At 64.9% G+C, this 25,931-nt stretch carries 24 protein-coding genes; 15 read left to right on the top strand and 9 right to left on the bottom strand.

All coding sequences use genetic code 11. The features are described from left to right. Positions 1-37 precede the first annotated feature (37 nt). A complete protein-coding gene (locus ACVW1B_RS39255; RefSeq protein WP_456777867.1) occupies positions 38-1,057 on the bottom strand; it encodes an LLM class flavin-dependent oxidoreductase in 1,020 nt (339 codons plus the stop codon). Between the two features lie 389 nt (positions 1,058-1,446). Between ACVW1B_RS39255 and metF the strand changes: the two genes are divergently transcribed. The 3 genes from metF (at position 1,447) to maiA (ending at position 7,260) form a co-directional block, all read left to right on the top strand. Beyond that, positions 1,447-2,361: a methylenetetrahydrofolate reductase [NAD(P)H] gene (metF, locus tag ACVW1B_RS39250; RefSeq protein ID WP_016840922.1), complete on the top strand. Its 915-nt coding sequence runs from the start codon at positions 1,447-1,449 to the stop codon at positions 2,359-2,361. Positions 2,362-2,364: 3 nt separating this feature from the next. Next, on the top strand, positions 2,365-6,219 hold the full coding sequence (gene metH / locus ACVW1B_RS39245) for a methionine synthase (RefSeq protein ID WP_456777868.1): 3,855 nt from the start codon (positions 2,365-2,367) through the stop codon (positions 6,217-6,219). 381 nt (positions 6,220-6,600) lie between these two features. Beyond that, positions 6,601-7,260 carry a maleylacetoacetate isomerase gene (gene maiA / locus ACVW1B_RS39240; RefSeq protein WP_456777869.1) on the top strand — a complete coding sequence of 220 codons (660 nt, stop codon included), beginning with the start codon at positions 6,601-6,603 and terminating at the stop codon, positions 7,258-7,260. 348 nt (positions 7,261-7,608) lie between these two features. Here the strand turns inward: maiA and ACVW1B_RS39235 are convergent, their stop codons facing one another. The 4 genes from ACVW1B_RS39235 to ACVW1B_RS39220 all read right to left on the bottom strand — a co-directional run bounded on the left by ACVW1B_RS39235 (position 7,609) and on the right by ACVW1B_RS39220 (position 10,672). Then, positions 7,609-8,697, bottom strand: a complete 1,089-nt coding sequence (locus ACVW1B_RS39235) for a Cj0069 family protein (RefSeq protein WP_456822880.1) — start codon at positions 8,695-8,697, stop codon at positions 7,609-7,611. 166 nt (positions 8,698-8,863) lie between these two features. Next, the gene (locus ACVW1B_RS39230; protein WP_456777871.1) at positions 8,864-9,934 is read right to left on the bottom strand and encodes a nickel/cobalt efflux transporter; all 1,071 of its coding nucleotides are present in this window, start codon (positions 9,932-9,934) and stop codon (positions 8,864-8,866) included. Positions 9,935-9,939: 5 nt separating this feature from the next. After that, positions 9,940-10,218 carry a metal/formaldehyde-sensitive transcriptional repressor gene (locus ACVW1B_RS39225; protein ID WP_016847064.1) on the bottom strand — a complete coding sequence of 93 codons (279 nt, stop codon included), beginning with the start codon at positions 10,216-10,218 and terminating at the stop codon, positions 9,940-9,942. A 97-nt stretch (positions 10,219-10,315) separates the two neighbouring features. After that, positions 10,316-10,672 (bottom strand): hypothetical protein, encoded by a 357-nt coding sequence (locus ACVW1B_RS39220; protein ID WP_225164498.1) that lies wholly within the window; start codon positions 10,670-10,672, stop codon positions 10,316-10,318. A gap of 343 nt (positions 10,673-11,015) precedes the next feature. On the opposite strand from ACVW1B_RS39220, the gene ACVW1B_RS39215 reads away from it, so the two are divergent. The 7 genes from ACVW1B_RS39215 (at position 11,016) to ACVW1B_RS39185 (ending at position 17,193) form a co-directional block, all read left to right on the top strand. Further along, positions 11,016-11,834, top strand: coding sequence for a chromate resistance protein ChrB domain-containing protein (locus ACVW1B_RS39215; protein ID WP_225164497.1), 819 nt, complete (start codon positions 11,016-11,018; stop codon positions 11,832-11,834). After that, a complete protein-coding gene (chrA, locus tag ACVW1B_RS39210) occupies positions 11,831-13,222 on the top strand; it encodes a chromate efflux transporter (protein WP_456777872.1) in 1,392 nt (463 codons plus the stop codon). The genes ACVW1B_RS39215 and chrA overlap by 4 nt, the downstream gene beginning before the upstream one ends. Before the next feature lie 58 nt (positions 13,223-13,280). Next, positions 13,281-13,514, top strand: coding sequence for a hypothetical protein (locus ACVW1B_RS39205; protein WP_057016095.1), 234 nt, complete (start codon positions 13,281-13,283; stop codon positions 13,512-13,514). A gap of 47 nt (positions 13,515-13,561) precedes the next feature. Then, the gene (locus ACVW1B_RS39200) at positions 13,562-13,894 is read left to right on the top strand and encodes a hypothetical protein (protein WP_456822879.1); all 333 of its coding nucleotides are present in this window, start codon (positions 13,562-13,564) and stop codon (positions 13,892-13,894) included. Between the two features lie 44 nt (positions 13,895-13,938). Continuing rightward, positions 13,939-14,883: a DUF1259 domain-containing protein gene (locus ACVW1B_RS39195; RefSeq protein ID WP_456777874.1), complete on the top strand. Its 945-nt coding sequence runs from the start codon at positions 13,939-13,941 to the stop codon at positions 14,881-14,883. Between the two features lie 80 nt (positions 14,884-14,963). Beyond that, positions 14,964-16,355 carry an arsenate reductase/protein-tyrosine-phosphatase family protein gene (locus ACVW1B_RS39190; RefSeq protein WP_456822878.1) on the top strand — a complete coding sequence of 464 codons (1,392 nt, stop codon included), beginning with the start codon at positions 14,964-14,966 and terminating at the stop codon, positions 16,353-16,355. A gap of 25 nt (positions 16,356-16,380) precedes the next feature. Further along, positions 16,381-17,193: a hypothetical protein gene (locus ACVW1B_RS39185; protein WP_456777876.1), complete on the top strand. Its 813-nt coding sequence runs from the start codon at positions 16,381-16,383 to the stop codon at positions 17,191-17,193. 412 nt (positions 17,194-17,605) lie between these two features. Here the strand turns inward: ACVW1B_RS39185 and ACVW1B_RS39180 are convergent, their stop codons facing one another. Next, positions 17,606-18,295, bottom strand: a complete 690-nt coding sequence (locus tag ACVW1B_RS39180; protein WP_456777877.1) for a glutathione S-transferase family protein — start codon at positions 18,293-18,295, stop codon at positions 17,606-17,608. A gap of 25 nt (positions 18,296-18,320) precedes the next feature. After that, positions 18,321-18,446: a DUF1127 domain-containing protein gene (locus ACVW1B_RS39175; protein WP_256521239.1), complete on the bottom strand. Its 126-nt coding sequence runs from the start codon at positions 18,444-18,446 to the stop codon at positions 18,321-18,323. Positions 18,447-18,688: 242 nt separating this feature from the next. On the opposite strand from ACVW1B_RS39175, the gene ACVW1B_RS39170 reads away from it, so the two are divergent. The 3 genes from ACVW1B_RS39170 to ACVW1B_RS39160 all read left to right on the top strand — a co-directional run bounded on the left by ACVW1B_RS39170 (position 18,689) and on the right by ACVW1B_RS39160 (position 21,524). Continuing rightward, complete coding sequence (locus tag ACVW1B_RS39170) at positions 18,689-19,621, top strand: transcriptional regulator GcvA (RefSeq protein ID WP_168858833.1); 933 nt, start codon at positions 18,689-18,691, stop codon at positions 19,619-19,621. Between the two features lie 90 nt (positions 19,622-19,711). Continuing rightward, the gene (locus ACVW1B_RS39165; protein ID WP_456777878.1) at positions 19,712-20,686 is read left to right on the top strand and encodes a magnesium transporter CorA family protein; all 975 of its coding nucleotides are present in this window, start codon (positions 19,712-19,714) and stop codon (positions 20,684-20,686) included. Between the two features lie 121 nt (positions 20,687-20,807). Beyond that, positions 20,808-21,524: a dihydrofolate reductase family protein gene (locus tag ACVW1B_RS39160; RefSeq protein ID WP_456777879.1), complete on the top strand. Its 717-nt coding sequence runs from the start codon at positions 20,808-20,810 to the stop codon at positions 21,522-21,524. Between the two features lie 6 nt (positions 21,525-21,530). On the opposite strand, the gene ACVW1B_RS39155 is transcribed toward ACVW1B_RS39160, so the two are convergent. Further along, the gene (locus ACVW1B_RS39155) at positions 21,531-22,247 is read right to left on the bottom strand and encodes a TetR/AcrR family transcriptional regulator (RefSeq protein ID WP_253604741.1); all 717 of its coding nucleotides are present in this window, start codon (positions 22,245-22,247) and stop codon (positions 21,531-21,533) included. Between the two features lie 204 nt (positions 22,248-22,451). Between ACVW1B_RS39155 and ACVW1B_RS39150 the strand changes: the two genes are divergently transcribed. Continuing rightward, positions 22,452-23,723, top strand: a complete 1,272-nt coding sequence (locus ACVW1B_RS39150; RefSeq protein WP_456777880.1) for an efflux RND transporter periplasmic adaptor subunit — start codon at positions 22,452-22,454, stop codon at positions 23,721-23,723. Further along, positions 23,723-25,321, top strand: a complete 1,599-nt coding sequence (locus ACVW1B_RS39145; protein WP_456777881.1) for a DHA2 family efflux MFS transporter permease subunit — start codon at positions 23,723-23,725, stop codon at positions 25,319-25,321. Before ACVW1B_RS39150 ends, ACVW1B_RS39145 begins: the two co-directional genes overlap by 1 nt. 55 nt (positions 25,322-25,376) lie before the next feature. On the opposite strand, the gene ACVW1B_RS39140 is transcribed toward ACVW1B_RS39145, so the two are convergent. Next, positions 25,377-25,928: a GrpB family protein gene (locus ACVW1B_RS39140; RefSeq protein ID WP_456777882.1), complete on the bottom strand. Its 552-nt coding sequence runs from the start codon at positions 25,926-25,928 to the stop codon at positions 25,377-25,379. Positions 25,929-25,931 lie beyond the last annotated feature (3 nt).

Below are 25,931 nucleotides of genomic sequence, written 5' to 3'. Positions count from 1 at the left end.
CGGGTTCGATGCTGCGCATCGCTCCGGAATGACGGGGTCAAGCCGCCGCCCTCTTCGCAAGCCCGAACGCCTCGGCGAGCAGGCTGTACGACTTCTTCCGCGCGGCATGGTCGTAGACCGCTGATATCACCATCAGTTCGTCGGCCTGGGTCGCCGCGATCAGCGGCTCCAGCTTCGTCATCACGGTTGCGGGGCTGCCGACGAAGAGGCGGGCGCGGTTGCGCGCGATCGAGGCGCGCTCGGCGTCGGTGTAGGGATAGGCCTCTGCCTCCTCGACGCTCGGCAGCGGCAGATACTGGCCGCGGTCGCGGCGCAACCGGTTGAGATCCATCGACAGCGCAAGCCGCTCGGCTCCAGCGTCGGTCTCCGCCGCAACAACCGCAACCGCCAGAATCGCCTGCGGCGTCGCACGCCAGCCCGACGGCTTGAAATGCGCGCGATAGTTCGTCATCGCCGCAATTGCATCGTGAGTGGCAAAATGATGCGCGAATGCAAAGCCCATCCCGACCTGGGCCGCGAGTTCGGCGGAATAGTCGCTCGAGCCGAGCAACCAGATCGGCGGCAGCGGCGAATCATCCGGCATCGCCACCACATTGTTGTAGGGATGGCCGGGCGGGAAATCGCGCGTCTCCCACAAGGTCAGCTCGTGCAGCCGCTCGAGGAAATCATCGCCTTCGCGGCGATCGAGCCGGCTGCGCAGTGCGTAGGCGGTGGCGCCGTCGGTGCCGGGCGCGCGGCCGAGGCCGAGATCGATGCGGCCGGGAAACAGCGCCTCCAGCATCTTGAAGCGCTCGGCGACGACCAGCGGCGCGTGGTTGGGCAGCATCACGCCGCCGGAACCGACACGGATATGCGACGTCACCGCCGCGATCTGCCCGATCATCAGATCGGGCGCCGGGCTCGCGACGGAAGCCAGGTTGTGGTGCTCGGCGAGCCAGTAGCGGACGTAGCCAAGGCCATCGACATGGCGTGCCAGGTCGATGCTGTTGCGGAGCGCAACAGCCGGCCTGGTGCCAGTGGTGACGACCGACAGGTCGAGGACGGACAGCGGAATCATGGCCCTCAACCTAGTGTGGCGCCACGAGGCGACAAAGGCCCCGGCCACGCAGACCAGTCCCGCGGCGGAACGCCGGCGCCGGCAGCCGCCGATTTTGGGACGATATACGACGGTTCATTGACGCACCAAGTTACCCACAATCGATTTCGATCTCCAATCACTTGCAGAATCCTTATTATATCAATATTTTCAATATATTAATGCTACCGTCGCGAAACCAACGGGTTGCCCACCGAGCGTCCACGATAGTCAATTTCTGCCGAATCTGCGCCACGAATGGGCAATTTCCCACATCCGATGGGCTGTTTGATTCGACGCGTTTGGCTTATCTTGGGGCCTTCATATCCAGGCCGGATGTCTGCCCTCCAGTTGCGGAGCCTTTGCGTATCATGACCGAGACCATTTCCTCCGTGCCGAACGCACCACGTGCGCCCAAAGCGCCGAAAATCTCCTTCGAGTTCTTCCCGCCGAAGACCGAGGAGATGGAGCGCAATCTCTGGGAGACCATCAATCGCCTGGCGCCGCTGACGCCGAACTTCGTCTCGGTCACCTACGGCGCCGGCGGCTCGACCCGCGAGCGCACCCATTCGACCATCACCCGCATCCTGCGCGAGACCGATCTGCTGCCGGCCGCGCATCTGACCTGCGTCAGCGCCTCGCGCGGCGAGATCGACGACATCGTCGACCGCTATCATGAGGTCGGCGTCCGTCACATCGTCGCGCTGCGCGGCGATCCGCCCGGCGGCATCGGCACGCCCTACTTCACCCATCCGGACGGCTACCAGAGTTCGGCCGAGCTTGTCGCCGGCATCAAGCGGCGCCACGCCGACATCGAGATCTCGGTGTCCGCCTATCCCGAGAAGCATCCGGAAGCGAAGGATTTCGACGCCGACATCGACACGCTGAAGGCCAAGGTCGACGCCGGCGCGACGCGCGCGATCACTCAGGTGTTCTTCGACAACGACCTGTACCACCGCTATGTCGACCGGGTGCGCGCGCGCGGCATCGAGATTCCGATCGTGCCGGGCATCATGCCGATGCACAATTTCAAGCAGGCGCGCAATTTCGTGACGCGCGCCGGCACCAGCGTGCCGGACTGGCTCGCCGAGAAGTTCGAGGGCCTCGACAACGACGCCGAGACCCGCAAGCTGGTTGCCGCCACCGTCGCCGCCGGCCAGGTGCAGAAGCTGTTCAAGCACGGCGTCGACACCTTCCACTTCTACACCATGAACCGCGCGGACCTCGTGTTCGCGATCAGCCACCTGCTCGGCATCCGGCCGAACGGTGCCCAGAAAGCTGCCTGACACATGTCCGTTCCCGTTTCCCCCAAGCGTAACGCTTTGCTCGCGGCTGCCCGCGAGCGCATCCTGGTGCTCGACGGCGCCATGGGCACGATGATCCAGGGCCTGCAGTTCGACGAAGCCGCGTTCCGCGGCGCGCGCTTTGCGGACTTCCACCGCGACATCAAGGGCAACAACGATCTGCTGATCCTGACCCAGCCCGATGCGATCACGGACATCCACGCCGCATATCTGCGCGCCGGCGCCGACATCGTCGCGACCAACACCTTCTCCTCGACCTCGATCGCGCAGGCCGACTACGACATGTCGGACCTCGCCTATGAGCTGAACCTGCAGGGCGCCCGCCTGGCGCGCGCCGCCGCCGAGCGGGTGAGCGCCGAGGACTGCAAGCCGCGCTTCGTCGCCGGCGCACTCGGCCCGACCAACCGCACCGCCTCGATCTCGCCCGACGTTTCCAATCCCGGCTATCGCGCGGTCACCTTCGACGATCTGCGCAAGGCCTATGGCGAACAGGCCAAGGGCCTGCTCGACGGCGGCGCCGACCTGCTGCTGGTCGAGACCATCTTCGACACGCTGAACGCCAAGGCGGCGCTGTACGCGATTTCCGAGATCATCGAGGAGCGCGGCATCGACGTGCCCGTGATGATTTCCGGCACCATCACCGACAAGTCCGGCCGCCTGCTCTCCGGCCAGTTGCCGGAGGCGTTCTGGCATTCGGTGCGGCACGCAAGGCCGATCACGATCGGCTTCAACTGCGCGCTCGGCGCCGAGGATCTGCGCGCGCATATCGCCGATATCGGCCGCGTCGCCGACACGCTGGTCTGTGCATACCCGAACGCCGGCCTGCCCAACGAATTCGGCCAGTATGACGAGACGCCGGACTACATGGCGCGGCTGATCGGCGAGTTCGCGGCCGCCGGCCTCGTCAACATCGTCGGCGGCTGCTGCGGCACCACGCCCGACCATATCGCCGCGATCGCCAAGGCCGTCGCCCCGCACAAGCCGCGCGTGGTGCCCGAGATCGCACCGCGGCTCAGGCTCTCCGGCCTCGAGCCGTTCACGCTGACCGACGCGATCCCGTTCGTGAATGTCGGCGAGCGCACCAACGTCACCGGCTCGGCGCGCTTCCGCAAGCTGATCACCGCCGGCGACTACACCGCCGCGCTGCAGGTCGCGCGCGACCAGGTCGAGAACGGCGCCCAGGTCATCGACGTCAACATGGACGAGGGCCTGCTCGATTCCGAAGCGGCGATGGTGACGTTCCTCAACCTCGTCGCCGCCGAGCCCGACATCGCGCGCGTGCCCGTGATGGTCGATTCCTCGAAGTTCCACGTCATCGAGGCCGGCCTGAAATGCATCCAGGGCAAGCCGATCGTGAACTCGATCTCGCTCAAGGAAGGCGAGGAGAAGTTCATCCATGAGGCGACCGTCGCCAAGCGCCACGGCGCCGCCGTGGTGGTGATGGCGTTCGACGAGACCGGCCAGGCCGACACGTTCAAGCGCAAGACCGAGATCAGCAAGCGCGCCTACGACATCCTGGTCGGCCGGCTCGACTTCCCGCCCGAGGACATCATCTTCGATCCGAACATTTTTGCGATCGCGACCGGCCTCGAGGAGCACAACAATTACGGCGTCGACTTCATCGAGGCGGCGCGCTGGATCCGGGCGAACCTGCCGGGCGCCCACATCTCCGGCGGCGTCTCCAACCTGTCGTTCTCGTTCCGCGGCAACGAACCGGTGCGCGAGGCGATGCACTCGGTGTTCCTGTATCACGCGATCCATGCCGGCATGGACATGGGCATCGTCAATGCCGGGCAGATGATCGTCTACGACGACATCGATCCCGAGCTGCGCCAGACCTGCGAGGACGTCATCCTCAACCGCGATCCCGGCGCCTCCGAGCGGCTCTTGGCGCTGGCCGAGAAATTCCGCGGCAAGGAGAAGCAGACCAAGGAGCAAGATCTCGCCTGGCGCGAATGGCCGGTCGAGAAGCGGCTGTCCCACGCGTTGGTGCACGGCATCACCGAGTTCATCGAGCAGGACACCGAGGCCGCCCGCCAGAACGCGTCCCGTCCGCTCGACGTCATCGAGGGGCCGCTGATGGCCGGCATGAACGTGGTCGGCGACCTGTTCGGCGACGGCAAGATGTTCCTGCCGCAGGTCGTGAAGTCGGCCCGCGTGATGAAGCAGGCGGTCGCCTATCTGATGCCGTTCATGGAGGAGGAGAAGGCCCGCAATCTCGCCAACGGCATCACCGGCGGCCGCAACGCCGCGGGCAAGATCGTGCTCGCGACGGTGAAGGGCGACGTCCACGACATCGGCAAGAACATCGTCGGCATCGTGCTCCAGTGCAACAATTTCGAGGTCATCGACCTCGGCGTCATGGTGCCCGCCAACAAGATCATCGAGACCGCGAAGGCCGAGGGCGCCGACATCATCGGCCTGTCCGGCCTGATCACGCCCTCGCTCGACGAGATGAGCTTCCTCGCCGGCGAGCTGCAACGGCAGGGCATGAACCTGCCGCTCCTGATCGGCGGCGCCACCACGAGCCGCGTGCACACCGCAGTGAAGATCGACCCGAACTATCCGGGCGGCCCGGTCGTGCATGTCAATGACGCGAGCCGTGCCGTCGGCGTCGCCTCCTCGCTGCTGTCGGCCGAGAAAAAGCAGGCCTACGCCGCCGAGGTACGCGCCGAATACGCAAAAATCTCGACGGCGCATTTCCGCGCCCAGGCCGACAAGAAGCGGCTGAAGCTTGGCGAGGCCCGCGCCAACAAGGTCGCGATCGACTTTGCGGCGGCGCCGCCGAAAAAGCCGGCCTTCTTCGGGCTGAAGAGCTTCGACGCCTACGATCTTGCCGAGCTCGCCGACTACATCGACTGGACGCCGTTCTTCCAGACCTGGGAGCTGACCGGCCGCTTCCCGGCGATCCTCGACGACCCCAAGGTCGGCGAGGTCGCGCGCTCGCTCTATGCCGACGCGCGCAAGATGCTGGACACGATCATCAAGGAAAAATGGTTCACCGCCCGCGCCACCATCGGCTTCTGGCCGGCGAACGCCGTCGGCGACGACATCGAGGTCTATGCCGACGAGACGCGGAAGCAGAAGATCGCGACCTTCCACACGCTGCGCCAGCAGCTCGAGAAGCGCGAGGGCCGCTTCAACGCCGCGCTGTCCGATTTCATCGCGCCGAAGGAAACCGGCATCGCCGACTATATCGGCGGCTTCGTCGTCACCGCGGGGATCGGCGAGGATGCAGTCGCCGACCGCTTCAAGAACGCCAATGACGACTACTCCTCGATCCTGTGCAAGGCGCTGGCCGATCGCCTGGCCGAAGCCTTCGCCGAGCGCATGCACCAGCGCGTGCGCAAGGAGTTCTGGGCCTATGCGCCCGACGAGGCGTGGTCGGCGGACGAACTGATCCTCGAGAAATATGACGGCATCCGCCCGGCGCCCGGCTATCCGGCGCAACCCGACCACACCGAGAAGCGGACTCTGTTCGCGCTGCTCGATGCCGAGGCAACGGCCGGCGTGAAGCTGACCGAGAGCTTTGCGATGTGGCCGGGCTCGTCGGTCTCGGGCCTGTACTTCTCGCATCCCGAAAGCTTCTACTTCGGCGTCGGCAAGATCGAACGTGACCAGGTCGAGGACTACGCCGCGCGCAAGGCCATGACGGTCGCCGAGATCGAGCGCTGGCTGGCGCCGGTGCTGAACTACATCCCCGCGCAGGACGGCGCCAAGGGACCGGCGATCGCGCCCGCCGCGACGCCCGCCAACGACGCGGAGCTGGCCTCGCATCCGCAGGGCTGCACCTGCGCCGTGCATCTCGCCTGGCGCAAGAAGAAGGTGGGGGCTGGGTAGGCCTCCTCGACACGTGTCATCGCCGGGCTTGACCCGGCGATCCATCTTCAAAAACACTTCCGAAGATTGATGGATGCCCGGGTCAAGCCCGGGCATGACGTATTGGAGTGCCGTAGCCCGGATGCAGCGAAGCGTAATCCGGGATAGACTGCAACGGAACGACGGACCGGCCCCGGATTTCGCTTGCGCTTCATCCGGGCTACGGGTCTGGATAGACCTTTCTTCCCTTCTCCCCTTGTGGGAGAAGGTGTCGCGGACAAAGTCCGCGACGGATGAGGGGTCTCTATCCGCGGAGACAGACCCCTCACCCGTCCGCGATGCCTTGCATCGCGTCCACCCTCTCCCACAAGGGGAGAGGGGAAGAAATGCGGGGTGCACTCCATGCAGTTCTTCTCCTTCTGGCGCTCGCTGGCGAGCTTTCGGGTGCGGATTGCGCTCAACCTCAAGGGCGTCGCCGCCGACGTCGTCTTCGTCGATCTCGATGCGGACGCGCATCGCACTGATGCCTATCGCAAGATCAATCCGCAGATGGCGCTGCCGGCGCTGGTGACCGACGACGGCACGGTGCTGTTCCAGTCGCTCGCGATCATCGATTGGCTCGACGAGACCTACCCGAGCCCGCCGCTACTGCCGGCGGATGCGCTCGGCCGCGCCCGGGTGCGCGGGCTGGCGCTGATCGTCGCCTGCGAGGGCCATCCGCTGCTGACGCCGCGGGTGCGGCGCTATCTCGACCGCGAGCTCGATCTGCGCGACAGCCAGCAGAACGCGTGGCGACGGCACTGGACGGTCGAGACGCTGGCGGCGCTCGAGGGGCACCTCGCCGGCCACAAGGCGACCGGCCGGTTCTGTCACGGCGATGCGCCCACCCTTGCCGACATCTGCCTGGTCGGCCATGTCACGGCGGCGATCAACCAGCAGATCAGCCTGTCGCCCTGGCCGACCGTGAAGCGCATCCACGAGACCGCCATGGCGCTGCCGGCGTTCGCCAAGGCGCATCCGTCCGCGCAGCCGGATACACCGGAAGCGATGCGGGCGAAGTAGTTTGCGGACGCGCTGCAAAGGACGGGCAGAGACGCAAACGTGTGCGCGGTTCTCTCTCGATCGTCGTCCCGGCGAAGGCCGGGACCCATACTCCGCGGCGGTTGTGGCGGAGGGGACTCGTCGTTGCAGCACTGCTCAACAACGACCATCGGTGGTTATGGGTCTCAGCTTTCGCAGGGACGACACCGAATGTGTGGCGTCGTCTGTGACACACTCCGCGTTCTCGCGACATGATGTGTCCGAGCTTGGTCTTTCGTTCCGCCCTCAGAGGGCGCGGGGAAAGCAGGGTGCCGATCGCACCCATGGGCCCCGAGCAATGGGTAGAAAGAGGAAGCCTGCAGGGCGTGCTCACCTCACGCTCGCCATGTTCCGACCGATGCGATCCCTGACCGTCTGCGCGATCGCCGCCGGCGCTTCGTCGGGAATCGCGAAGCACGAGCTCGCGTTGATCTCGCAGAGCACGTAGGTGTCGGCGCCATCAGCATCGCGTGGGCCGTAGAGGAAATCGGCATCCCAGATCACCGGCAGCGACGCTTCATCGATCGTCAGCGCGGCGATCATTTGCGGGATCCATTCGTCCTCCATCAAGCTTCGCAGCCTCTGGAATTGCGGAGCATCGGGGCCGCGCATGATGCGCGGTCCGGGTTGCGCTTCCGGAGAATCCGGGCCTTGCGGGGGCGGCGGGATCAGGGCCTTGATCAATTGGTGCCCGAAGCCCGCGACCTTCGCTCCGCTGACATAGCAACGGATCATGCCCTCGGGCAGGCGCGGCTGGAAAGCCTGATCGATGATGCAGCCGCCCCAGCCGAAATATTGCTCGCAGCGCGCCATGAAGTCTGCCAGCGGCATCTCCTCCGGCTGGCTGCCGCGCAGCGCATGCAGCACGCGAATCGTCGCGTCGGTCTTCGGCACGGTTTCCACCTTCCAGACGCCCTGCCCGCCATTGCCGCGGTTCTGTTTGAGCACGCGCGGACCACCCGCGCGCAAGCGCGAGGGAAATTCGGCGCGGAACGCATCGACCGTGGCGTATCGATGGGTGTCGGCGCCCCAGCCGAGGTGTCGCGTCCGGTACAGCACGTCCTTGACGCCCATCTTGAGGATGATGTCGGGATGCGCGCTGACCCATGGTCCCGCCGCCGCGACCTCGCGCAGCAGCGGATCGAGGGCGGCGCGCGTCTTGCCCTGATGGATCGGATCGACCCAGACCAGAACGCCGTCCATCGTCAGCAATTGGTCGCGAACGGCATCGGCGAATGTCTCGTCATAGACGACGGGAACGGCCTCGATGCCCGAAGCGGCGAGCGCTTCGAAGACGCGGACGAAACGGCTGTTTTGTGGGGTCGCCTCCCGGCGCGACGCGGCGTCGCCACGCGACAGGATAGCGATTTTGCCAGGACGATTTTCGGAACGAAGACGTGTGTGTGGTTGGGTGTCCATGTGAAAGCTCCACGACGGTGAGTGTCGCGCAGAGCTTGGACCGAGGTCTCACGGGGAGTCTGCCTTGTCCCCTTGAGGCAAATCTAGACCACCGCGCGCAGGTTTCAAGATGGAAGTGGAGCGAAGCGGATCTGGCCACGATCCCGGATCACGCCGTGATCCCGGATCAGGCCGTGATCCCGTGCAACCCGAGCCAGCCCGTGTAGAGGCCGACGAGCACGATCAGCGCGGCCGACACGTAGGGGGCGCGATGGGCAAAGCGGCTGAAGCCGACCCAATGACGTTCGACATGACGCAGGCTGAGCGCGGCCGCAACGCCGGCAGAGACCATGGTGAGCGCAAGCCCGATGCCGAAGCAAAGCACCAGCACGAAGCCGAGGCTGAACTGCTTGAGCTGGAGACAGAGCAGCAGCACGGTGATCGCCGCCGGACACGGAATCAGCCCGCCGGTCAGGCCGAACAGGATGATCTGCCATGTCGTGACGGTGCGTCCGGCAAAGCGCTTGCGGATATCGGCGGCGTGCGCGCGCGCATGCGCGTCGTCCTCGTCGCCGAGATTCATATGCGCATGGTCATGCTCCTCGAACAGGACTTCCGCCACGTCCGCGCGGACTGAGACGCGCACCTTGAAGGCATGCGGCTCCGGAATTTCGTCGATGCTTTCCAGATAACCACCCCTGTCGGCGAAGCGAAAGCGTTGCTCGCTGCCGTCGGGACGGATCGTCACGACATCAACGTCGCCGGCCGCCGGCAGCGCTCCGGCCTCGCTTCGCAACCGCCAGCGCGGCGGCACGCCGTCCTCGAAGACCTCGAGCGACAGCGATTGTCCGGCCAGGACAAGCTGGCGCGTTTCGTCGTGATGATGGTGGTGATCGTGATCGTGTTCGGCAGCCTGCTCGCGCCAGGTGCGCCAGGCCATCCAGGCCGCGATCGCGATGATGATCACCGCCGACGCCAGTTGCAGCCAGGCTTCGCTGCGTTCTCCGGACCATTGCTGGCCGAAATGAAGTCCGGCGAGTGCGACCAGCCAGACGATGGCGGTGTGCGAGATCGTCGCCGCCACGCCGAGCAGCACCGCCTGCGCCACCGTGCCGCGGATCGCGATGATGAAGGCCGCCATCATCGTCTTGGAGTGGCCGGGTTCGAGCCCGTGCAGTGCGCCGAGCAGGATCGCGCTGGGTACGAACAGCCACGCATGCGCGCTGCTCTGCTGGAGCAGCTGAGACAGGTCGGTCATGGCACTCACTTCAAATAGGTACGAACGACGTCGATCAGGTCCGCGGCGCCCTGCGCCTTCTCGGGATCCTTTTCCCGGGCAGGATCCACGACATGGTGGCGGATGTGATCCTCGAGCAATTCCGCAGTCAGCCCGTTGATGGCACCGCGAACCGAGGCCACCAGCATCAGCACGTCGGCACAACCAATCTCGGACTCCAGTGCACGCTCGACGGCCTCCAGCTGGCCCTTGATGCGGCGAACCCGGCCGACGAGCTTGGACTTGTGCTTGATGGTATGCGACATGATTGTAATATAGGGGGGTACCCTATATTGGTCAACCTCGCTGTCGGCCAGCCGGGGCGCGCATCGAGACATGGCGGCGGGATGTCAGCGGCGGGCGTCAGCCCATGCTGCCAGGCATGAAGCAGCGCGCCTTCGGATGACCGTCTATGTAGTAAGGCCACACGATGGGTCGGCCGGACAGGTTCGGCCCGGGCACGACGGCTTCGTTCGGAACGTCAACCCACTCGCCATCGATGCGCACCCGATAATGGCCGTTCCTGGTTTCCCAGTCGACGTCGTCGATGTGCTGCGCATCCGTGCCATCGCAGCAGGGACCCTTGCTGCTATGCAGGCCCTCGTACCAACCATTCAAGTCGGGGTGCTGGTGATCGTGGGCGAGAGCGCCGCCGGTTGTTGTGATGAGCAGCATAACGACAAGAGCAACAGGCGTCGCATGCCAATAATGACTGTCCATCAATCGGCATTGCTCCAATGAATGCAGGCGGGAGCGCGACACGATCGCGGTGTCGGCATCTACCTGAGTTGGTCCCTGCCACCGCGCAACTCGGCAGCGAATTGTATGTTCCTATTCGCAACTCGCCGCAGATGGAGAGATGACCCATCGGCCAGAGTCCACGAATGCTTGTTCCAAGCCGCGCGATGAAGTTTTCGTGACTGTCGATCGGCGATTGCTGCTGGATTTGGCAAAGTCAGGTTGACAGCCCGGAAATCAGGGTTTTTGATGCGGCTACGGGGATGTGCGATCTCCCCGCGAGGCGACATGCCCAAGAATCGCGTCCTGTCACCAAGGGCGCACCATGTCGTCATACACATCGATCTCATCAGAAAAATTGTCCCGTCTCATCGGTACGGCGAAGGCGCCGACGCTCGTCGACGTTCGTCTCGATGAAGATTTCGCTGCCGATCCGCGCCTGATTCCGGGCGCGGTCCGCTATTCCCATCTCGACGTCCAGGACTGGGCTTCCCGTTTCACCGGGCAGTCCGTGGTCGTGGTCTGCCAGAAGGGACAGAAGCTTTCCGAAGGCACCGCCGCCTGGCTGCGCTGCAGCAACATCGCGGCCGAGATTCTCGAGGGCGGCCACCTCGGCTGGCGGGAAGCGGAGCTACCGACCGTTCCCGCCGACAAGATTCCGAAACGCGACGGGCGGGGCCGCACCGTCTGGGTGACGCGATCGCGGCCGAAGATCGACCGCATCGCCTGTCCATGGCTGATCCGCCGCTTCGTCGATCCCGCGGCCGTGTTCCTGTTCGTCACATCGGCGGAGGTCGAGGCGGTCGCCGAACGGTTCGACGCCACGCCGTTCGACATCGAGAACGTGTTCTGGAGCCATCGCGGTGAGCTCTGCACCTTCGACGTGATGGTCAAGGAATTCGGCCTCGCGACGCCGGCGCTGGAGCGGCTCGCGACGATGGTGCGGGCGGCCGATACCGCGCGGCTCGAGCTTTCGCCGGAGGCGCCCGGGCTGCTCGCCGCCTCGCTCGGCCTGTCGCGCATGTTCGACGACGACCTCGAGCAGTTGAGCGCCGGGCTGCTGCTCTACGACGCCTTCTACCGATGGTGCCGCGACGCGACCAAGGAGACGCACAACTGGCCGACCAGCAAGGTGAAGCCATGACCGACGTCGCAACGACAGCGAAAGCGCGCGGGCATGAACCCGCGCACGGCATCTCCTTCAACGAGGCGCTGCTGGTCTGGATACGCGTCGCCATCCTGAGCTTTGGCGGACCGGCCGGCCAGATCGCGGTGATGCATCGCATCCTGGTCGAGGAGAAGAACTGGATATCCGAGGGGCGTTTCCTGCACGCCCTCAATTACTGCATGCTGCTGCCGGGGCCGGAGGCGCAGCAGCTGGCGACCTATATCGGCTGGCTGCTGCATCGGACGCTCGGCGGCATCGTGGCGGGCGGGCTGTTCATCCTGCCCGGCATCTTCGCCATCATGGGCCTCAGCTATATCTACGCGGCGTATGGCAATGTCGGGTTTGTCGAAGCGCTGTTCTTCGGCCTGAAGGCCGCGGTGCTCGCCATCGTCATCCAGGCCGTGGTGCGGGTCGGCAAGCGCGCGCTGCGCAACCGGGTGATGATCGCGCTCGCGGCGATCGCCTTTGTCGCGATCTTCTTCTTCGCCGTGCCGTTTCCGCTGATCATCGGCGCCGCCGCGGTCACAGGGCTGGTGGGCGCACGTCTCGGCCGGAGCGAATTTGCGGCGATCGAGCATGGCGGCAAGAATTCCGCCGTGATCGACAGCATGCTCGGTGAAGCGGTGCCGGACCATGTCCGTCCCAACGCATCGCGCACTTTGCGGGTCGGCGCCATCTGGCTCGCGCTCTGGCTGGTGCCGGTGTTCGCCCTGCTGATTGCGCTCGGGCCCGGCGACGTGTTCACCCAGATCGCGATCTTCTTCAGCAAGATGGCAATGGTGACGTTCGGCGGCGCCTACGCCGTGCTCGCCTATGTCGCGCAACAGGCCGCCGACTATTATCACTGGGTCAGCCCGCGCGAGATGCTGGACGGACTCGGCATGGCCGAGACCACGCCCGGACCGCTGATCATGGTGGTGCAGTTCGTGGGCTTCATGGCCGCGTTCCGCGAAGCAAGCGGGCTGTCGCCGATGTTGGCCGCCACCCTCGGCGGGTTGCTCGCGACCTGGGTGACGTTCACGCCGTGCTTCCTGTGGATCTTCGTCGGGGCGCCCTACATCGAGGCGCTGCGCGGCAACAAGCCGCTGGCGGGCGCGCTTTCGGCGATCACCGCCGCCGTGGTCGGCGTGATCCTCAATCTGTCGATCTGGTTCGCGCTGCACACGCTGTTCCGGCAAACATTCCCTGTGCACGGGCTAGGCCTGTCGTTCGACGCGCCGGTGCCTGCTAGCCTCGACTGGCCGGCGATGGCGCTGTCGATCGCCGCCGCGATCGCGATCTTCCGCTTCAATGCGGGGATGCTCAGCGTCCTCGCCGCCTCCTGCATCACGGGCGTACTGCTGCGCCTTGTCGGCATCATCTGAGCGGAACGGCGCGCAGCTTGAGAACCTGGGGCAGCACAACACAACCAGGAGAACAACCATGCAGACACGACGACTCTCCCGTTTGATTCTCGTCCTGACGATCGCGGGCGCGGTCATGCCGGCCCATGCCCTGACGCAGGACGAACTCGTCGCAAAACTTCGCGCCGCCGGCTACGCCGAGATCAGCGAGGTCAAGTCGACGGCCGAAGGCACGACGGCGAAGGCGATGAAGAACGGCAAGCCGGTGCGGCTCGTGATCGACAGCAGCGGCCAGGTCAAGGAGCGGGACTGAGCTCCCGCGCGCGCGAAAGCCGTCAACCGATCGATGGAGTGATAATCATGATGAGAGCAACTGTGGCCCTGTGCATGGCAGTGCTGGGGCCGGGCGCAACCCTGGCAGCGCCGGCCGCCCACGATGAGCGGCAGGACGCGGCAGTGACAATGCAGGCGGCGATGGTCCACCCGCAAGCGAGCGAGACGCTGCGCGGCGTCGTCGATCGTGTCGATGAACGCAACGACACGCTGCTGATCCGGTTATCTCCGGACCGGATCGAACCGTTCAAGGTCCAGGACGGCCTGATCTTCAATGCCGTCCGCTTCGGCGATCCCGTCGAAATCGCGGTGCAGAACATCGCCGGGTTCCGGACCATCGTCGGGCTCTCGATGCAATAGAGCCACGATCCGAAGCATCGAAAGAGATTCAAGGGAGCAATCCAATGCGACACACGATTTCGGCGCTGATCGGCGTCGGTGCCTGTCTCTTCGCCACAGGCGGAAGCGCGCAAAAGATCGACTGGCAGGTATTCACCGAGCCGTTCGTCTCGTCGGCACATGCGCAGGCGATCGACTGGCAGAAGGTCGACGATACGCTGGGCAGAAAACCCGCCGTCACCGGTGACGTGCATCGCTACGGCTTTCCGCGGAGCGATCTGACGGTGACGCTCGACGGCATCACCATCAAGCCGGCGCTGGCGCTCGGCGGCTGGGTCGCCTTCAAGCCCATGCACGACGACGTCATGGCGATGGGCGACCTGGTGCTGCTCGAATCCGAGATCAACCCTGTCATGCTGAAGATGATCGGAAACGGCCTGCAGATCACGGCCGTGCACAACCATTTGCTCGGCGCGAGCCCAGCCACCTTCTACATGCACGTCGCCGGCCACGGTGACCCGGTCAAGCTCGCCGCCGCGATTCGGGATGGCCTCGCCGAAAGCAAGACGCCGCTCAAGGCCGCGGCGCCGGCCGCGCCGCCGCCGACCATCGATCTCGATACCGAGCAGCTCGATCAGATTATCGGCGTCAAGGGCCAGGCCAATGGCGGCGTCTATCAGTTCAACGTGCCCCGCCGCGATCCGATCATCGAACAGGGCATGGCGTTGAGCCCGGTCGGTCCGTTGGGCGTCGCCATCGGCATCAACTTCCAGCCGGCCGGCGGCGGCAAGGCGGCGATCACCGGCGATTTCGTGCTGACAAATGACGAGGTCAACCCCGTCATCATGGCGTTGCGGACGCACGGCATCGACGTCACCGCGCTGCACAGCCACATGCTGGACGAACAGCCGCGCCTGTTCTTCATGCATTTCTGGGCCAATGACGACGCCGTCAAGCTCGCCAAGGGCCTGCGTGCCGCGCTCGACAAGACGGCCACGACAAAAAGTTGACCCTGGTCTCGGAGGGATCAACGATGCGAAGCCTCACGGTCATGTCCATGTGGCGCACGCTGCTCAGGAGTGCCCACGTGATGCTGCGCATTGCCGCCACGGTGCTTGCGATCGCGCTGACATCGGCTCGGCCGGCGCCGGCGAACGATGGCAAGATCGTTGTCTTTGTCTGCCTGCACGGCGTGGTGAACAGCCAGATGGCGGCGGCCTATTTCAACAAGGCTGCCCAGGAGCGCGGATCGCGGATAAGGGCGGTCTCACGCGGCATCGACCTTTATCGGTCGGTGCCGGTTAGGGTGCGGGATGGCCTTGCACTCGATGGTCTGGAGGCGGCCAACACGCCGCAACAGCTGACCATCGACGACATGGCCGCGGCAGACCAGGTGGTGGCGTTCGATCAGATCCCCGCCGCCGAGCGGCACGGACGGGCCGACGTGGCCTACTGGTCCGGCATTCCCTTGGGTATCGATGATTATGAGTCGGCCCGGGATCAGATCGTCCGGCGCATCGAGGCCCTTATTCCGACGCTGGCAGCGGCAACCGAACCGGCAGGAGACAAGACGCCCCTTCAGCTCGAAACGAAGATCCTGCTCGGCGGTGTCCGCGGTCGGATTGATCACCTGGCGGTCGACCTGAAGCGGCAGCGACTGTTCGTGGCCGAGCTCGGCAACAACAGCGTCGGCGTCGTCGATCTGGCTGCGCGCAGTTTGCTTCGAACCATTACCGGACTGAGCGAACCCCAAGGCGTCGGCTATGAGCCGTCGACCGACACCCTCTACGTCGCCAACGCCCGCGACGGATCGGTGCAGCTGTACGAAGCCAACGAGTACAAGGCGGCCGGGCGAATCGAACTCGGCAGCGATGCCGACAATATCCGGGTCGACGCGGCGGCCAAGCGCGTCATCGTCGGCTATGGCGATGGTGGCCTGGCAGTCGTCGACCCATCCACGCGGACAAAGGTTCGGAGCCTACTCCTTAAGGCACATCCGGAAAGCTTCCAGCTTCAGCCCGATAGTGGGCGCATCTTTGTCAATCTGCCTGACGCGCGAACCGTCGCGGTGGTGGACGTTGCTTCCGGGAAACAACTCACCAGCTGGCCGCTGGACAAGGGCGGTAATTTCGCGATGGCCATCGATCACGAACGAAGTCGCGTTCTCCTGGTGTATCGCAGCCCAGCCGAGCTTGCAGCCTTTTCGACCGACGGCAAGGCGATTGCAGCCACCGGCACTTGCGGCGATGCCGACGACCTCTTTGTAGATGGAAAGCGCGGACGCATTTATGTGAGCTGCGGCGCTGGATACGTCGATGTATTTGAGATTGATGGAGCGGCCTATCGACTGATCGCGCGCCGGCCGACGGCAACGGGCGCACGAACATCGCTCTTTGTGCCGGAGCTGGACCGTCTGTTTGTTGCGGTCCGCGCGGGGCCTGCCGGACCGGCGGCAATCTGGGTGTTCAAGCCAATGCCTTGAGATCGACTTTGTGGGGAGACGGCGCATGTGGAAACGCAGCCGGGGCTTTCGCAGCTATTCGAGACGCCTTGCGCCTCGCTTCATGGTCGCTCTTGGACTGATCGCCTGGTCTGACCCCGCCTCGGCCTATCGCCCCTTCGATGGCACGGATGCCGCTGTTGCCAAGAAGGGGGAGATGGAGGTCGAGTTGCAGCCGGCCGGACGTTTGCGTGATGAGAGCGGAACAAGCCTGATCGCGCCGGCCTGGGTTCTCAACTACGGTCTGAGCGAGAGTTGGGAAGCCGTCTTCGAAGGCCAGGGACAAACGTCGCTCTCTCCGCCCGGACCGACCAGCCTGACTGCAGCCGGAGCGTTTCTCAAGCACGTGGTCGTACCCGGTAGCCTGCAGGACAAGACCGGTCCGAGCATTGCGACCGAATTTGGCGTCCTTCTTCCTGACAGTACCGGCAATTCGGGCGTTGGCGTAAGCCTGGCCGGCATTGTCTCGCAGCGCTGGGATTGGGGCACCATTCACTTGAATGCCGAGACTGCCATTACCCGCGACCATCATGGCGACGTGTTCGTGGGTGCTATTGTCGAAGGACCGATGACCTGGACGGTGCGCCCCGTCGCCGAGATATTCTACGAGAACGAGTTTGGAAAAGAGGATACGTTCTCGGGGTTGGTCGGGCTGATCTATCGTGTGCGCGACGACCTCAGCTTCGACATCGCGGTCCGGCACGCGCTCACCGGAGGCCATCCGGTAAACGAGATACGTGCGGGATTGACCTTCGGCTCTCCGCTTTCCTTCTTCGAAGGTCACGCCGCGCACCAGGCGTCGCCAATTCCACCTCGATAGCTACTGGCGGTCCCGGTTCTCTGGATGGGCTCGCCAGTCTCGACCGACAGTCTGATGGCCGTCGTCTGGTATTGCCTGGCCGGCGTGGTCCCTCTCGCCGCCTTGAGCCTTCCAGTCACGCCCGATCTTAACGTCCTCGGCGCGACTGCGATCCTGCTCGCGGGTTTGCTCCGACTGCTGAGGCGGCTGGGCCTGTTGGACAGGCGTAGACTGTGCTTTTGCATCGCTTCCGGCGAACGCGAAGGTCATTGCGACCGCGGAGATGAACGCAACCGATATGGAATTCTTCATGGTGTTGTCCCTTCCTCATGCTCTGCACTAACGCTCCGTCATCGCCTTTGTTCGGAAACAAACGGGCTTCTGGCTGCACGTGGAGGTCGGAACCGGGCGCTCTGCACGCGAACAATGACGGTCAATATTTCGGCCGGTGCGAAGTAGACCATTCGCGCGCGTGTTCGATCGGCACCCGCTGCACGACGGCGCGAACCTTCTGCGTTGCGGGCAGATTGTCCATGCGTTCCCGCCAGCGGCAGAATGCCGGGAATTTCGGATACATCGACTGCCCTTCGGCGGTGAGGCTGAAGGCGAACGTGCTCGGCAGCAGATAGAAATCCGCAATCGAGAGTTCGTCCCCGAGCAAAAAATCCTTGCCGTGCGCAAGCTGGCGCTCGGCCACCGCTAGCCCGGTCTCGACCTTGGGCAGCGCATGTGCCACGACCTTCTCGTCGGGGGCGATGCCGAGTTCCGGGAAAACCAGACGCTCATGCGTCACGTGATAGATCATGTAGGGGTAGTAATAGTTGTTAACAGCGCTGATCCACTGGTTCATGTGCGCCCGCGCCTTGATGTCTTTCGGCGTCAGCGACACGCCGCCAAAGGCTTCGTCGACATAGGCGGCAATCGCACTCGTCTCGTAGACGGTGAGATCGCCGTGTTTCAGAATTGGGACACGGTTGAACGGGTGCAGCGCCAGGTGATCGGGCTTGCCCATGACCGGTTCAAGGTCGTGGAATTGGTAAGCTACGTCCTTGTGCGTCAGGATCAAGCGGACGATGTTGACAAAACTGCTGCGTGGGAAACCGTAGACGATCGGACCGGACATCCGCTTTCTCCTTTCTGATTTGGTCTCAGCGCCAGAACGGCTTGGAGGCCTCGCGCAGCGCCTGCTCGCGCGTCAGGCCGAGATCGCAAAGCAGATGCGGGTCATCGGCAATCGCGCGAAGCGCGATGCGCTGAAACGGCCGGTCAAGCAAGCTCCACCATACGGGGCGCGGAGCGCCAGGCGACCTTCCTGAGCTGAATTGATGAAGTGGTGTGGCCGGGTCGGCGGCGGGCACCGGCGGGATCGACCGAGATGTATCGGTTAAAGGACGGACACGACAGGCTCCAAATCGCTTGAAATGCTTCACTGGAGCTGTTCAATAATCGTGCGGGGCGGTTTCCCGCAAAGCATCGTTTCTCGTGCCTGCCCTAATTTTTCTCATGAAGTCGTGCGATGCGCCCACGCCTGCCGCCGCTCAATGCCCTGAAGGCCTTCGAGGCCGCCGCGCGCCACGAGAGTTTTACGCGCGCTGCCGAAGAGCTTTGTGTCACGCAGGGTGCCGTCAGCCATCAAGTGAAAGCACTGGAAGCCGAGCTCGCAATAAAGCTCTTCAACCGCGAGCGCCAGCGCCTGATCATCACAGAAGCCGGGCGCGACTATCTCGCTGTCGTGCGCGACGCGCTCGACCGCATCGCCATCGGCACCGAGCGGCTGTTGCAACGGCAGAATACCGGCGTGCTGACCGTATCGACGTCGCCGGACTTTGCGGCGAAATGGCTCGTGCACCGGCTCGGCCACTTTGTTGAGGCGCATAGCGGCATCGACCTGCGCGTCTCCGCCACGCTGCACCACGTCGACTTCGCGCGCGAGGAAGTGGATCTCGCGGTGCGCCACGGCGACGGCAACTGGCCGGGGCTTGACGCGGTGCGGCTGAGCCCGGAGCGGCTATTTGCCGTGTGCAGCCCAAAGCTATTGTCCGGCAAGCGACGCCTGAGCAACCCCGCTGACATCCTGAAATTTCCGCTGATCCATATGGACAGTCGCGCCGACTGGAAGAACTGGCTTGAGGAAGCGGGACTTGACGATGCTGCCGCCACGCATGGCCCGGTCCTCAATCGCGCCAGCATGGTGATTGATGCCGCCATCAATGGGCAAGGCATTGCGCTCGCGCGCACCACGCTGGCGGCGTGGGACCTCATCAACGGCCATCTGGCGCGGCCGTTTCCGCAGTCGCTGCCATTGTCGAAGACCTACTGGATCCTCTGCCCGAAGGCGACCGCAAGCCTGCCGAAGATCGTGACGTTTCGCGATTGGTTGCTCTCGGAGGCCGCAAGCGACCTGCGCAGGCTTAGAAAGCTCGGCGGAACCTCTCATCGACTGAAGTGAGTGCCGGCAGGCTTCCAAACACAGGGAACGGCCCTGCGGCCCTCGGGATTGTCGTGGGACGCACCACCCACCATGCATGGAGCCCGATCATTGCTGCAGCTGTACAGGTCGGCGACCTCTGATTGGCGGAGCATCGGCGCCGAAGTGCCGTCCGAGGTCATCTGGATCGATCTGCTCGATCCTACGGAGGACGAAAAGCAGTTCGTCGAGCGCGCGCTCGACATCCGCGTCCCGTCCGAGCGATCGTTGAGCGAGATCGAGGCGTCGAGCCGCCTGATCACCGATCATGACCGGCTCTATCTGAGCTCGCCGGCGGTGCGGCTCGACGACAACAACGAAGCCGAGATCACCAATATCGGTTTCGTGATCGGCCCAAAGGTGCTGGTCACGGTGCGGTTCGCGCAGCTGACCACGTTCGACGACGTCATGAAGCGGATCGGCACTGACAAGAGCCTGCAGAACGGCATGTGCGTGTTCACCGCGCTGCTCGAGGCCATGATCGATCGCGGCGCCGACGTGCTGGAGCATCTCGGCGCCAAGACCGACAGGCTGTCGCGGGGCGTCTTCAAGGGCGGCCTGGTGCGGAGCAAGCGTCCGGTGCGCTCCAGCCGCAGGTTGCGCGAGGCGCTGGAGAACATCGGCGAGCTCGCCGATCGCCTGGCGAAGGCGCGCGACGTGTTGCTCGGCGTCGGCCGGGTCGCGAGCTTCGCCGATGACGTCGGCAATGAATGGATCACGTCGGCTTCGAAGCGCCGGCTCGAGGCCGTCTCCAAGGATGTGGCTTCACTGGGTGATTACGAGACCCGGCTCTCGGACAAGATCCAGCTGCTGCTGGACGCCGTGCTCGGCTTCATCAACATCCAGCAGAACGACCTGTTCAAGATCCTGACCATCGTGTCGGTGGTCGGCGTTCCCCCGACCATCCTGGTCGGGGTCTGGGGCATGAATTTCAAGGAGATGCCGGAGCTGAGCTGGACCTTCGGCTATCCCTTGGCCTGGGCCGCGATCATCGCCAGCGGCATCCTGCCGGTGCTCTGGTTCAAGCGGCACGGCTGGTTCGACTAAACAAGCGAAGTTGAAACGCCGCCGCGTTATCCGCGTTGAGAACCTGCCTGCGCGTCTATAAATCTGAAGCTGCCCCACCCGCCCCTGCGGCGCTGTCATTCCGCACCGAAGAGTTCAGCCTATGCGCCCCCACATCATCTGCCACATGGGCACGTCGATCGACGGCCGGCTTCATCCCAGCCGCTTCACCAAGGCCGCCGCCGGCATCTCGGCTGACGTGCTGCGCGGCCACTACGAAAGGATCCATGACGGTTTCGATGCCGATGGATGGATCATCGGCCGCGTCACCATGAACGAGATGGCCAAGGGAACGGAGCGGCATATCGCCAACCCACTGAGGCTGCCGCGCGAGGCGCATCTCGGCAACCGTAACGGCCGCAAGCTTGCTGTCGGCATCGATCCGTCGGGCCGTGTGCATTTCGGCAAGGACAATGTCGGCGGCGATCATGCCGTCGCTGTGCTGGGCGAGCAGGTGTCCGATGCGCACCTCGCCGAGCTGCGCGAGGACGGTGCGTCCTACATCTTTGCAGGCACCAAGGGCGACGATCTGCCGGGCGCGATGGCGCAGCTCGCGTCGCTGTTCGGCGCCAGGACGCTGCTGCTCGAAGGCGGCGGCGGGATCAACGGCGCCTTCCTGAAGCATGGGCTGATCGACGAGTTCAGCACATTGATCTTTCCGGCGGTCGACGGCGTCGCCGGCTCGCAAAGCATCGTCGACTATCACGGCCCCGACGGCGACCGCCCCGGCGCCGGTCAGTCGCTGCGGCTCACCCATTGCGAGGCGCTGGAAGGCGGCATGGTCTGGCTGCGTCACGCCGTGGAGCGCGCGCCGGATTAAGCGCGCCTATGGCTTGGGATTCTCCACCCAGCCGGTCCGACATGCGGCGACGAAGAACGCGACGCCGCGCGCGACATGGGCGTCGATCTCGGGATCGAGCGCCTTTAGGTCGACCTCAAACAGCGCCCGGAGCAGCATCGGCACCGCGATGATGTCGAGGAACATCCGCGCCGTCGTCGGCAGGTGTTCGGGCGCGAAGGCCGGCAGCTTGCCGAGCTGGTCGGATTGCGTCAGGTCGCGCAGCAGGTGAATGCCGAGCTCGGTGCTGAGCGCGCGCGCCCTGCGGTTGACGTTGGCGGCGAGATCCGGGAAGCGGTGCGCTTCCGCGATGGCGAGCCGCATCAGGCCGATCCGGTCGGCATCGAAGCCCCAATGCAACAGGGTCGAGGCAACGCTGGTGAGGCGCTCCTCGATGGTCGCGCCGACCGGCGGATCGGCCTTGAACTCGGCGATGCGTGCCAGGATGTCCCGCGTCACCACTTCCGTGAACAGCGCCCGCTTGTCGCGGAAGCGCGCATAAATCGTCCGCTTGCCGGAGCGCGCGACTTCCGCGATCTCATCGATGCTCGCGCCCTCGAACCCGCGCTGCAGGAAGACCCGGCGCGCGGCGTCGAGGATGCGTGCATCGACCTCGCCGGCGAGCTCCTTCGGCGGCCGGCCGGCGCGCACCTCGACCGGCTTGGTTTTCGGTAGCCGCGGCTTCTTCAGGGTGCTGGTGGTCATCGCATCGACCCGGGTTCGATGGGCCGGTCAGGCCGGCAATATCAGGCAATATAGCCTTATCACATCTAGTTGTAAATAGAACGACACAGTTCCGTTTCTATTGACGACGCACTGCGGCGGAACTATTTGCCGCATAGAACGGAACGGTTCTGTTCCTATTTGCGAAGGCCTTGCAGACCTCGCCTGACAGCAGGAGCCGCCATCATGTTTGAAGACACTGTTTTGGAGCGCGACCAACCGGGGCATGAGGGTATCGAGGGGGCGTCCTCGGCTCCGGCCTCCCATGAGCCTGACCGGCCCTCGGTCACCGCACGAACTCCGGCGCAGGAGCATCCCGCGGGCAAGCAACCCGCCCCGCCGGCAACAATCCCGCCCGAGGTCATCGGCAAGACAACACGGCGCAGCTTTCTCCGCCGCCGTCCGGTCGTCTCCGCGATCGGCGCCGTGCTGCTCGCCGCAGCGATCGGCGGCGGCTATCTCTACATGGACTACAGCGCGCATTTCGAATCCACCGACGACGCCTTCATCGCCGCGCGGCAGTCGGCGCTCGCGCCGAAGATCTCCGGCTACATCACCGCCGTCCCGGTCACCGACAACCAGCATGTCGCGGCCGGCGACGTGATCGCCCGGCTCGACGACCGCGACTATCGCGTCGCGCTGGCGCAGGCCGAGGCGCAGGTCGCGGCCGCGCGCGCCAGCATCGAGAATGTCGATGCGCAGCTCGACGTGCAGCAGGCGCAGATTGCTGCCAACCAGGCGCAGGTCGACCAGGCGCAGGCGGCGCTGGTGTTCGCCCAGCAGCAGGCAACGCGCTACCAGCATCTGGAGCAATCCGGCTACGGCACGGTGCAGAATTCCGAGCAGTTCACCTCGCAGCTGCATCAGCAGCAGGCTGCGCTGCTGAGCGCGCAGGCGACGCTCAACCTCGCGCAGCGCCAGGTCGAGTCGCTGAAGGCGCAGCGCAAGAGCGCGGTCGCGAACCTCGCCCAGGCCGAGGCGCAGCGCGACCAGGCCAAGCTCAATCTGTCCTATACGACGGTCACCGCCGCCCAGCCGGGCCGCGTCGTCAGCCTGTCGGCCGCGGTCGGCCAGTTCGCGCAGGCCGGCACCAACCTCACGATGTTCGTGCCCGACCAGACCTGGGTCACCGCGAACTTCAAGGAGATCCAGCTCGACAAGATGCGGCCGGGCGAGAAGGTGACGATGAAGATCGACGCCTATCCCGGACGCACCATCCAGGGCCATGTCGAGAGCGTGCAGCCGGGCTCCGGCACCGCGTTCTCGCTGCTGCCGGCGCAGAACGCCACCGGCAACTACGTCAAGATCGTGCAGCGCGTGCCGGTGAAGATCGTGATGGACAACCCACCGGCCGACGTCGCGCTCGGCCCGGGCATGTCCGTGGTGCCGACGGTGCGGATCAATCCCGCGCCGTCCCTGTTCGAGCGCCTTGAGAAGTCGAGCCTCGGGAGGCTGTGATGAGTGCCGCCGCCATCGATGCCAAAGGCATTCCGGCTCCGAGCGTCACCGTCAATCCCTGGCTGATCGCCATCGTGGTCGCGCTCGCGAGCTTCATGGAGGTGCTCGACACCACCATCGCCAACGTCGCGCTGCCCTATATCGCCGGCGGCATGGGCGTGAGCGAGGACGAGGCCTCCTGGGTGGTCACCACCTATCTGGTGTCCAACGCCATCATCCTGACCGCCTCCGGCTTTCTCGCCCGCACGCTCGGGCGCAAGACCTTCTTCCTGATCTGCCTCGGCATCTTCACGGTCAGCTCGATCCTGTGCGGTTTTGCGTCCAATCTGAACGCGCTGCTGCTGTTCCGTATCCTGCAGGGTCTCGGCGGCGGCGGAATGGTGCCAGTTGCGCAATCGATTCTCGCCGATGCCTTCCCGCCGGCCAAGCGCGGGCAGGCGTTCGCGGTGTTCGGCATTGCCGTCGTGGTGGCGCCGGTGGTCGGGCCGACGCTCGGCGGCTGGCTGTCCGACAACCTCTCCTGGCACTGGTGCTTCCTGATCAACGCGCCGGTCGGCGTGTTCGCGATCGCGCTGATCGCGGCCGTGCTGCAGGAGCCCGCGACCGCGAAAGCCAAGGGGGCGCAGCCCCAGGACAACAGGTTCGACTTCATCGGCTTCGCGCTGATCGCGACCTTCCTCGGCGCGCTCGAGGTGGTGCTCGATCGCGGCCTCGAGGACGACTGGTTCGCCTCGCCCTTCATCATCACCTTTGCAGTGATCTGCGCCACGGCGTTCGTGCTGATGATCCCGTGGGAGATGACCCGGCGCAATCCGATGATCGACCTGCGCATGGTCGCAACCCGGCAGTTCGGCGCCTGCTTCCTGGTGATGCTGGCAACCGGCGCCATCCTGCTCGCCACCACGCAATTCTTGCCGCAACTGGTGCAGCAGGATTTCGGCTACACCGCGACCTGGGCCGGCCTCGTGCTCTCGCCCGGCGGCGTCGTCACCATGATGATGATGTTCGCGGTCGGCCGGCTCGCCGCCAGGGTGCAGCCGAAATACCTGATCGTTGCCGGCGCGCTGGTGATCGCCGCCTCGATGTACAGCATGACCAACGTCTACGGCGATCTCGGCTTCTGGTTCATGGCGCGCTCGCGCATGCTGATCGGCGTCGGCCTGCCGCTGATCTTCGTGCCGATCATGGCGGCGTCCTATGACGGCATTCCCGCTGGGAAGACCGACCAGGCCTCCGCGCTGATCAACGCGGCGCGCAACACCGGTGGCTCGATCGGCGTCTCGATCGTGTCCAACGTGCTGACGCATCGCCAGCAATTCCACCAGAGCCGGCTGGTCGAGCAGGTGACGCCGTCGAGCCCGCAATACCAGGACACGCTGCACCAGGTCACCGACTTCTTCGTCGCCCAGGGCAGTTCGCTGGCGCAGGCGCACAGTCAGGCGATCCAGTGGATCGGACAGCAGGTGCAGACCCAGGCCTCGTTCCTGTCCTACATGGATGCGTTCTGGGTCCTGATGCTGATCTCGCTCTCCGCCATCCCGCTGGCGCTGACCTTGCGCAAGGTCAAGCTCGGCGGCCCCGCCCCCATGGGTCATTGATCCCGGCGCCGGCATGGATGGCGCTACCGCAGAATGCAGGCGTGGCTAAGCCGCGCTATCGACCGGACAGGTCCGCGCGCCACGCGCGGGCCTTCGCGGTCGTCTCCTCGACGAAACGCGTTTTGCCGTTGCGATAGGCCGCGATGTCCTCTCTCGAGGAGGCAGCAAGGGCCTGCTTGATCTCGGCGTAGGCACGGGACACCTCGGGGTGCGCGCGAAGATAGTCGCGAAACACCAGCAGCGTTTCCCAGCGCGGATTGGATGGCTCCATCACATGCAGATGATGGGTCCACGGCCCCGGAGGACCCTTGCGGAAGAACAACTCGCCAGGCAGCCACGCCGCGTATTCCGGTATGTAGTGGTAGCCGAGCGTATCGATCGGCTTGATGCAGCGTTCCCGTGCCTCCGCGAGGCTGGGGACACCGACCATCAGGTCGATGATCGGCTTCGACGGCAAGCCCGGAACCGCGGTGCTTCCGACATGCTCGATGGCCAGAGCCAGCGAGCCGAGCGCATGCTCGATCCTCGCGCGCTCCGTCTCGAACATGGCCGGCCAGTTGGGATCATACTCCAGGACAACGATTGGCCCGGCGCCGTATTTCTCCATGGC

Source organism: Bradyrhizobium sp. USDA 4502, from assembly GCF_054063355.1.
Note: the sequence above shows the minus strand (reverse complement) of the source record. Positions and strands in the feature narration are given on the sequence as shown.

What these genes read in the sequence shown, in the direction of transcription:
- metH (WP_456777868.1), top strand. Translation starts at nt 2,365, where the DNA reads ATGTCCGTTCCCGTTTCCCCCAAGCGTAACGCTTTGCTCGCGGCTGCC.
- ACVW1B_RS39180 (WP_456777877.1), bottom strand. Translation starts at nt 18,295, where the DNA reads ATGTCCGGTCCGATCGTCTACGGTTTCCCACGCAGCAGTTTTGTCAAC.
- ACVW1B_RS39185 (WP_456777876.1), top strand. Translation starts at nt 16,381, where the DNA reads ATGTGGAAACGCAGCCGGGGCTTTCGCAGCTATTCGAGACGCCTTGCG.
- ACVW1B_RS39160 (WP_456777879.1), top strand. Translation starts at nt 20,808, where the DNA reads ATGCGCCCCCACATCATCTGCCACATGGGCACGTCGATCGACGGCCGG.
- ACVW1B_RS39220 (WP_225164498.1), bottom strand. Translation starts at nt 10,672, where the DNA reads ATGGACAGTCATTATTGGCATGCGACGCCTGTTGCTCTTGTCGTTATG.
- ACVW1B_RS39150 (WP_456777880.1), top strand. Translation starts at nt 22,452, where the DNA reads ATGTTTGAAGACACTGTTTTGGAGCGCGACCAACCGGGGCATGAGGGT.
- ACVW1B_RS39195 (WP_456777874.1), top strand. Translation starts at nt 13,939, where the DNA reads ATGCGACACACGATTTCGGCGCTGATCGGCGTCGGTGCCTGTCTCTTC.
- ACVW1B_RS39230 (WP_456777871.1), bottom strand. Translation starts at nt 9,934, where the DNA reads ATGACCGACCTGTCTCAGCTGCTCCAGCAGAGCAGCGCGCATGCGTGG.
- ACVW1B_RS39235 (WP_456822880.1), bottom strand. Translation starts at nt 8,697, where the DNA reads ATGGACACCCAACCACACACACGTCTTCGTTCCGAAAATCGTCCTGGC.
- ACVW1B_RS39200 (WP_456822879.1), top strand. Translation starts at nt 13,562, where the DNA reads ATGATGAGAGCAACTGTGGCCCTGTGCATGGCAGTGCTGGGGCCGGGC.
- ACVW1B_RS39205 (WP_057016095.1), top strand. Translation starts at nt 13,281, where the DNA reads ATGCAGACACGACGACTCTCCCGTTTGATTCTCGTCCTGACGATCGCG.
- ACVW1B_RS39190 (WP_456822878.1), top strand. Translation starts at nt 14,964, where the DNA reads ATGCTGCGCATTGCCGCCACGGTGCTTGCGATCGCGCTGACATCGGCT.
- maiA (WP_456777869.1), top strand. Translation starts at nt 6,601, where the DNA reads ATGCAGTTCTTCTCCTTCTGGCGCTCGCTGGCGAGCTTTCGGGTGCGG.
- metF (WP_016840922.1), top strand. Translation starts at nt 1,447, where the DNA reads ATGACCGAGACCATTTCCTCCGTGCCGAACGCACCACGTGCGCCCAAA.
- ACVW1B_RS39170 (WP_168858833.1), top strand. Translation starts at nt 18,689, where the DNA reads ATGCGCCCACGCCTGCCGCCGCTCAATGCCCTGAAGGCCTTCGAGGCC.
- ACVW1B_RS39145 (WP_456777881.1), top strand. Translation starts at nt 23,723, where the DNA reads ATGAGTGCCGCCGCCATCGATGCCAAAGGCATTCCGGCTCCGAGCGTC.
- ACVW1B_RS39155 (WP_253604741.1), bottom strand. Translation starts at nt 22,247, where the DNA reads ATGACCACCAGCACCCTGAAGAAGCCGCGGCTACCGAAAACCAAGCCG.
- ACVW1B_RS39140 (WP_456777882.1), bottom strand. Translation starts at nt 25,928, where the DNA reads ATGGAGAAATACGGCGCCGGGCCAATCGTTGTCCTGGAGTATGATCCC.
- ACVW1B_RS39215 (WP_225164497.1), top strand. Translation starts at nt 11,016, where the DNA reads ATGTCGTCATACACATCGATCTCATCAGAAAAATTGTCCCGTCTCATC.
- ACVW1B_RS39255 (WP_456777867.1), bottom strand. Translation starts at nt 1,057, where the DNA reads ATGATTCCGCTGTCCGTCCTCGACCTGTCGGTCGTCACCACTGGCACC.
- chrA (WP_456777872.1), top strand. Translation starts at nt 11,831, where the DNA reads ATGACCGACGTCGCAACGACAGCGAAAGCGCGCGGGCATGAACCCGCG.
- ACVW1B_RS39225 (WP_016847064.1), bottom strand. Translation starts at nt 10,218, where the DNA reads ATGTCGCATACCATCAAGCACAAGTCCAAGCTCGTCGGCCGGGTTCGC.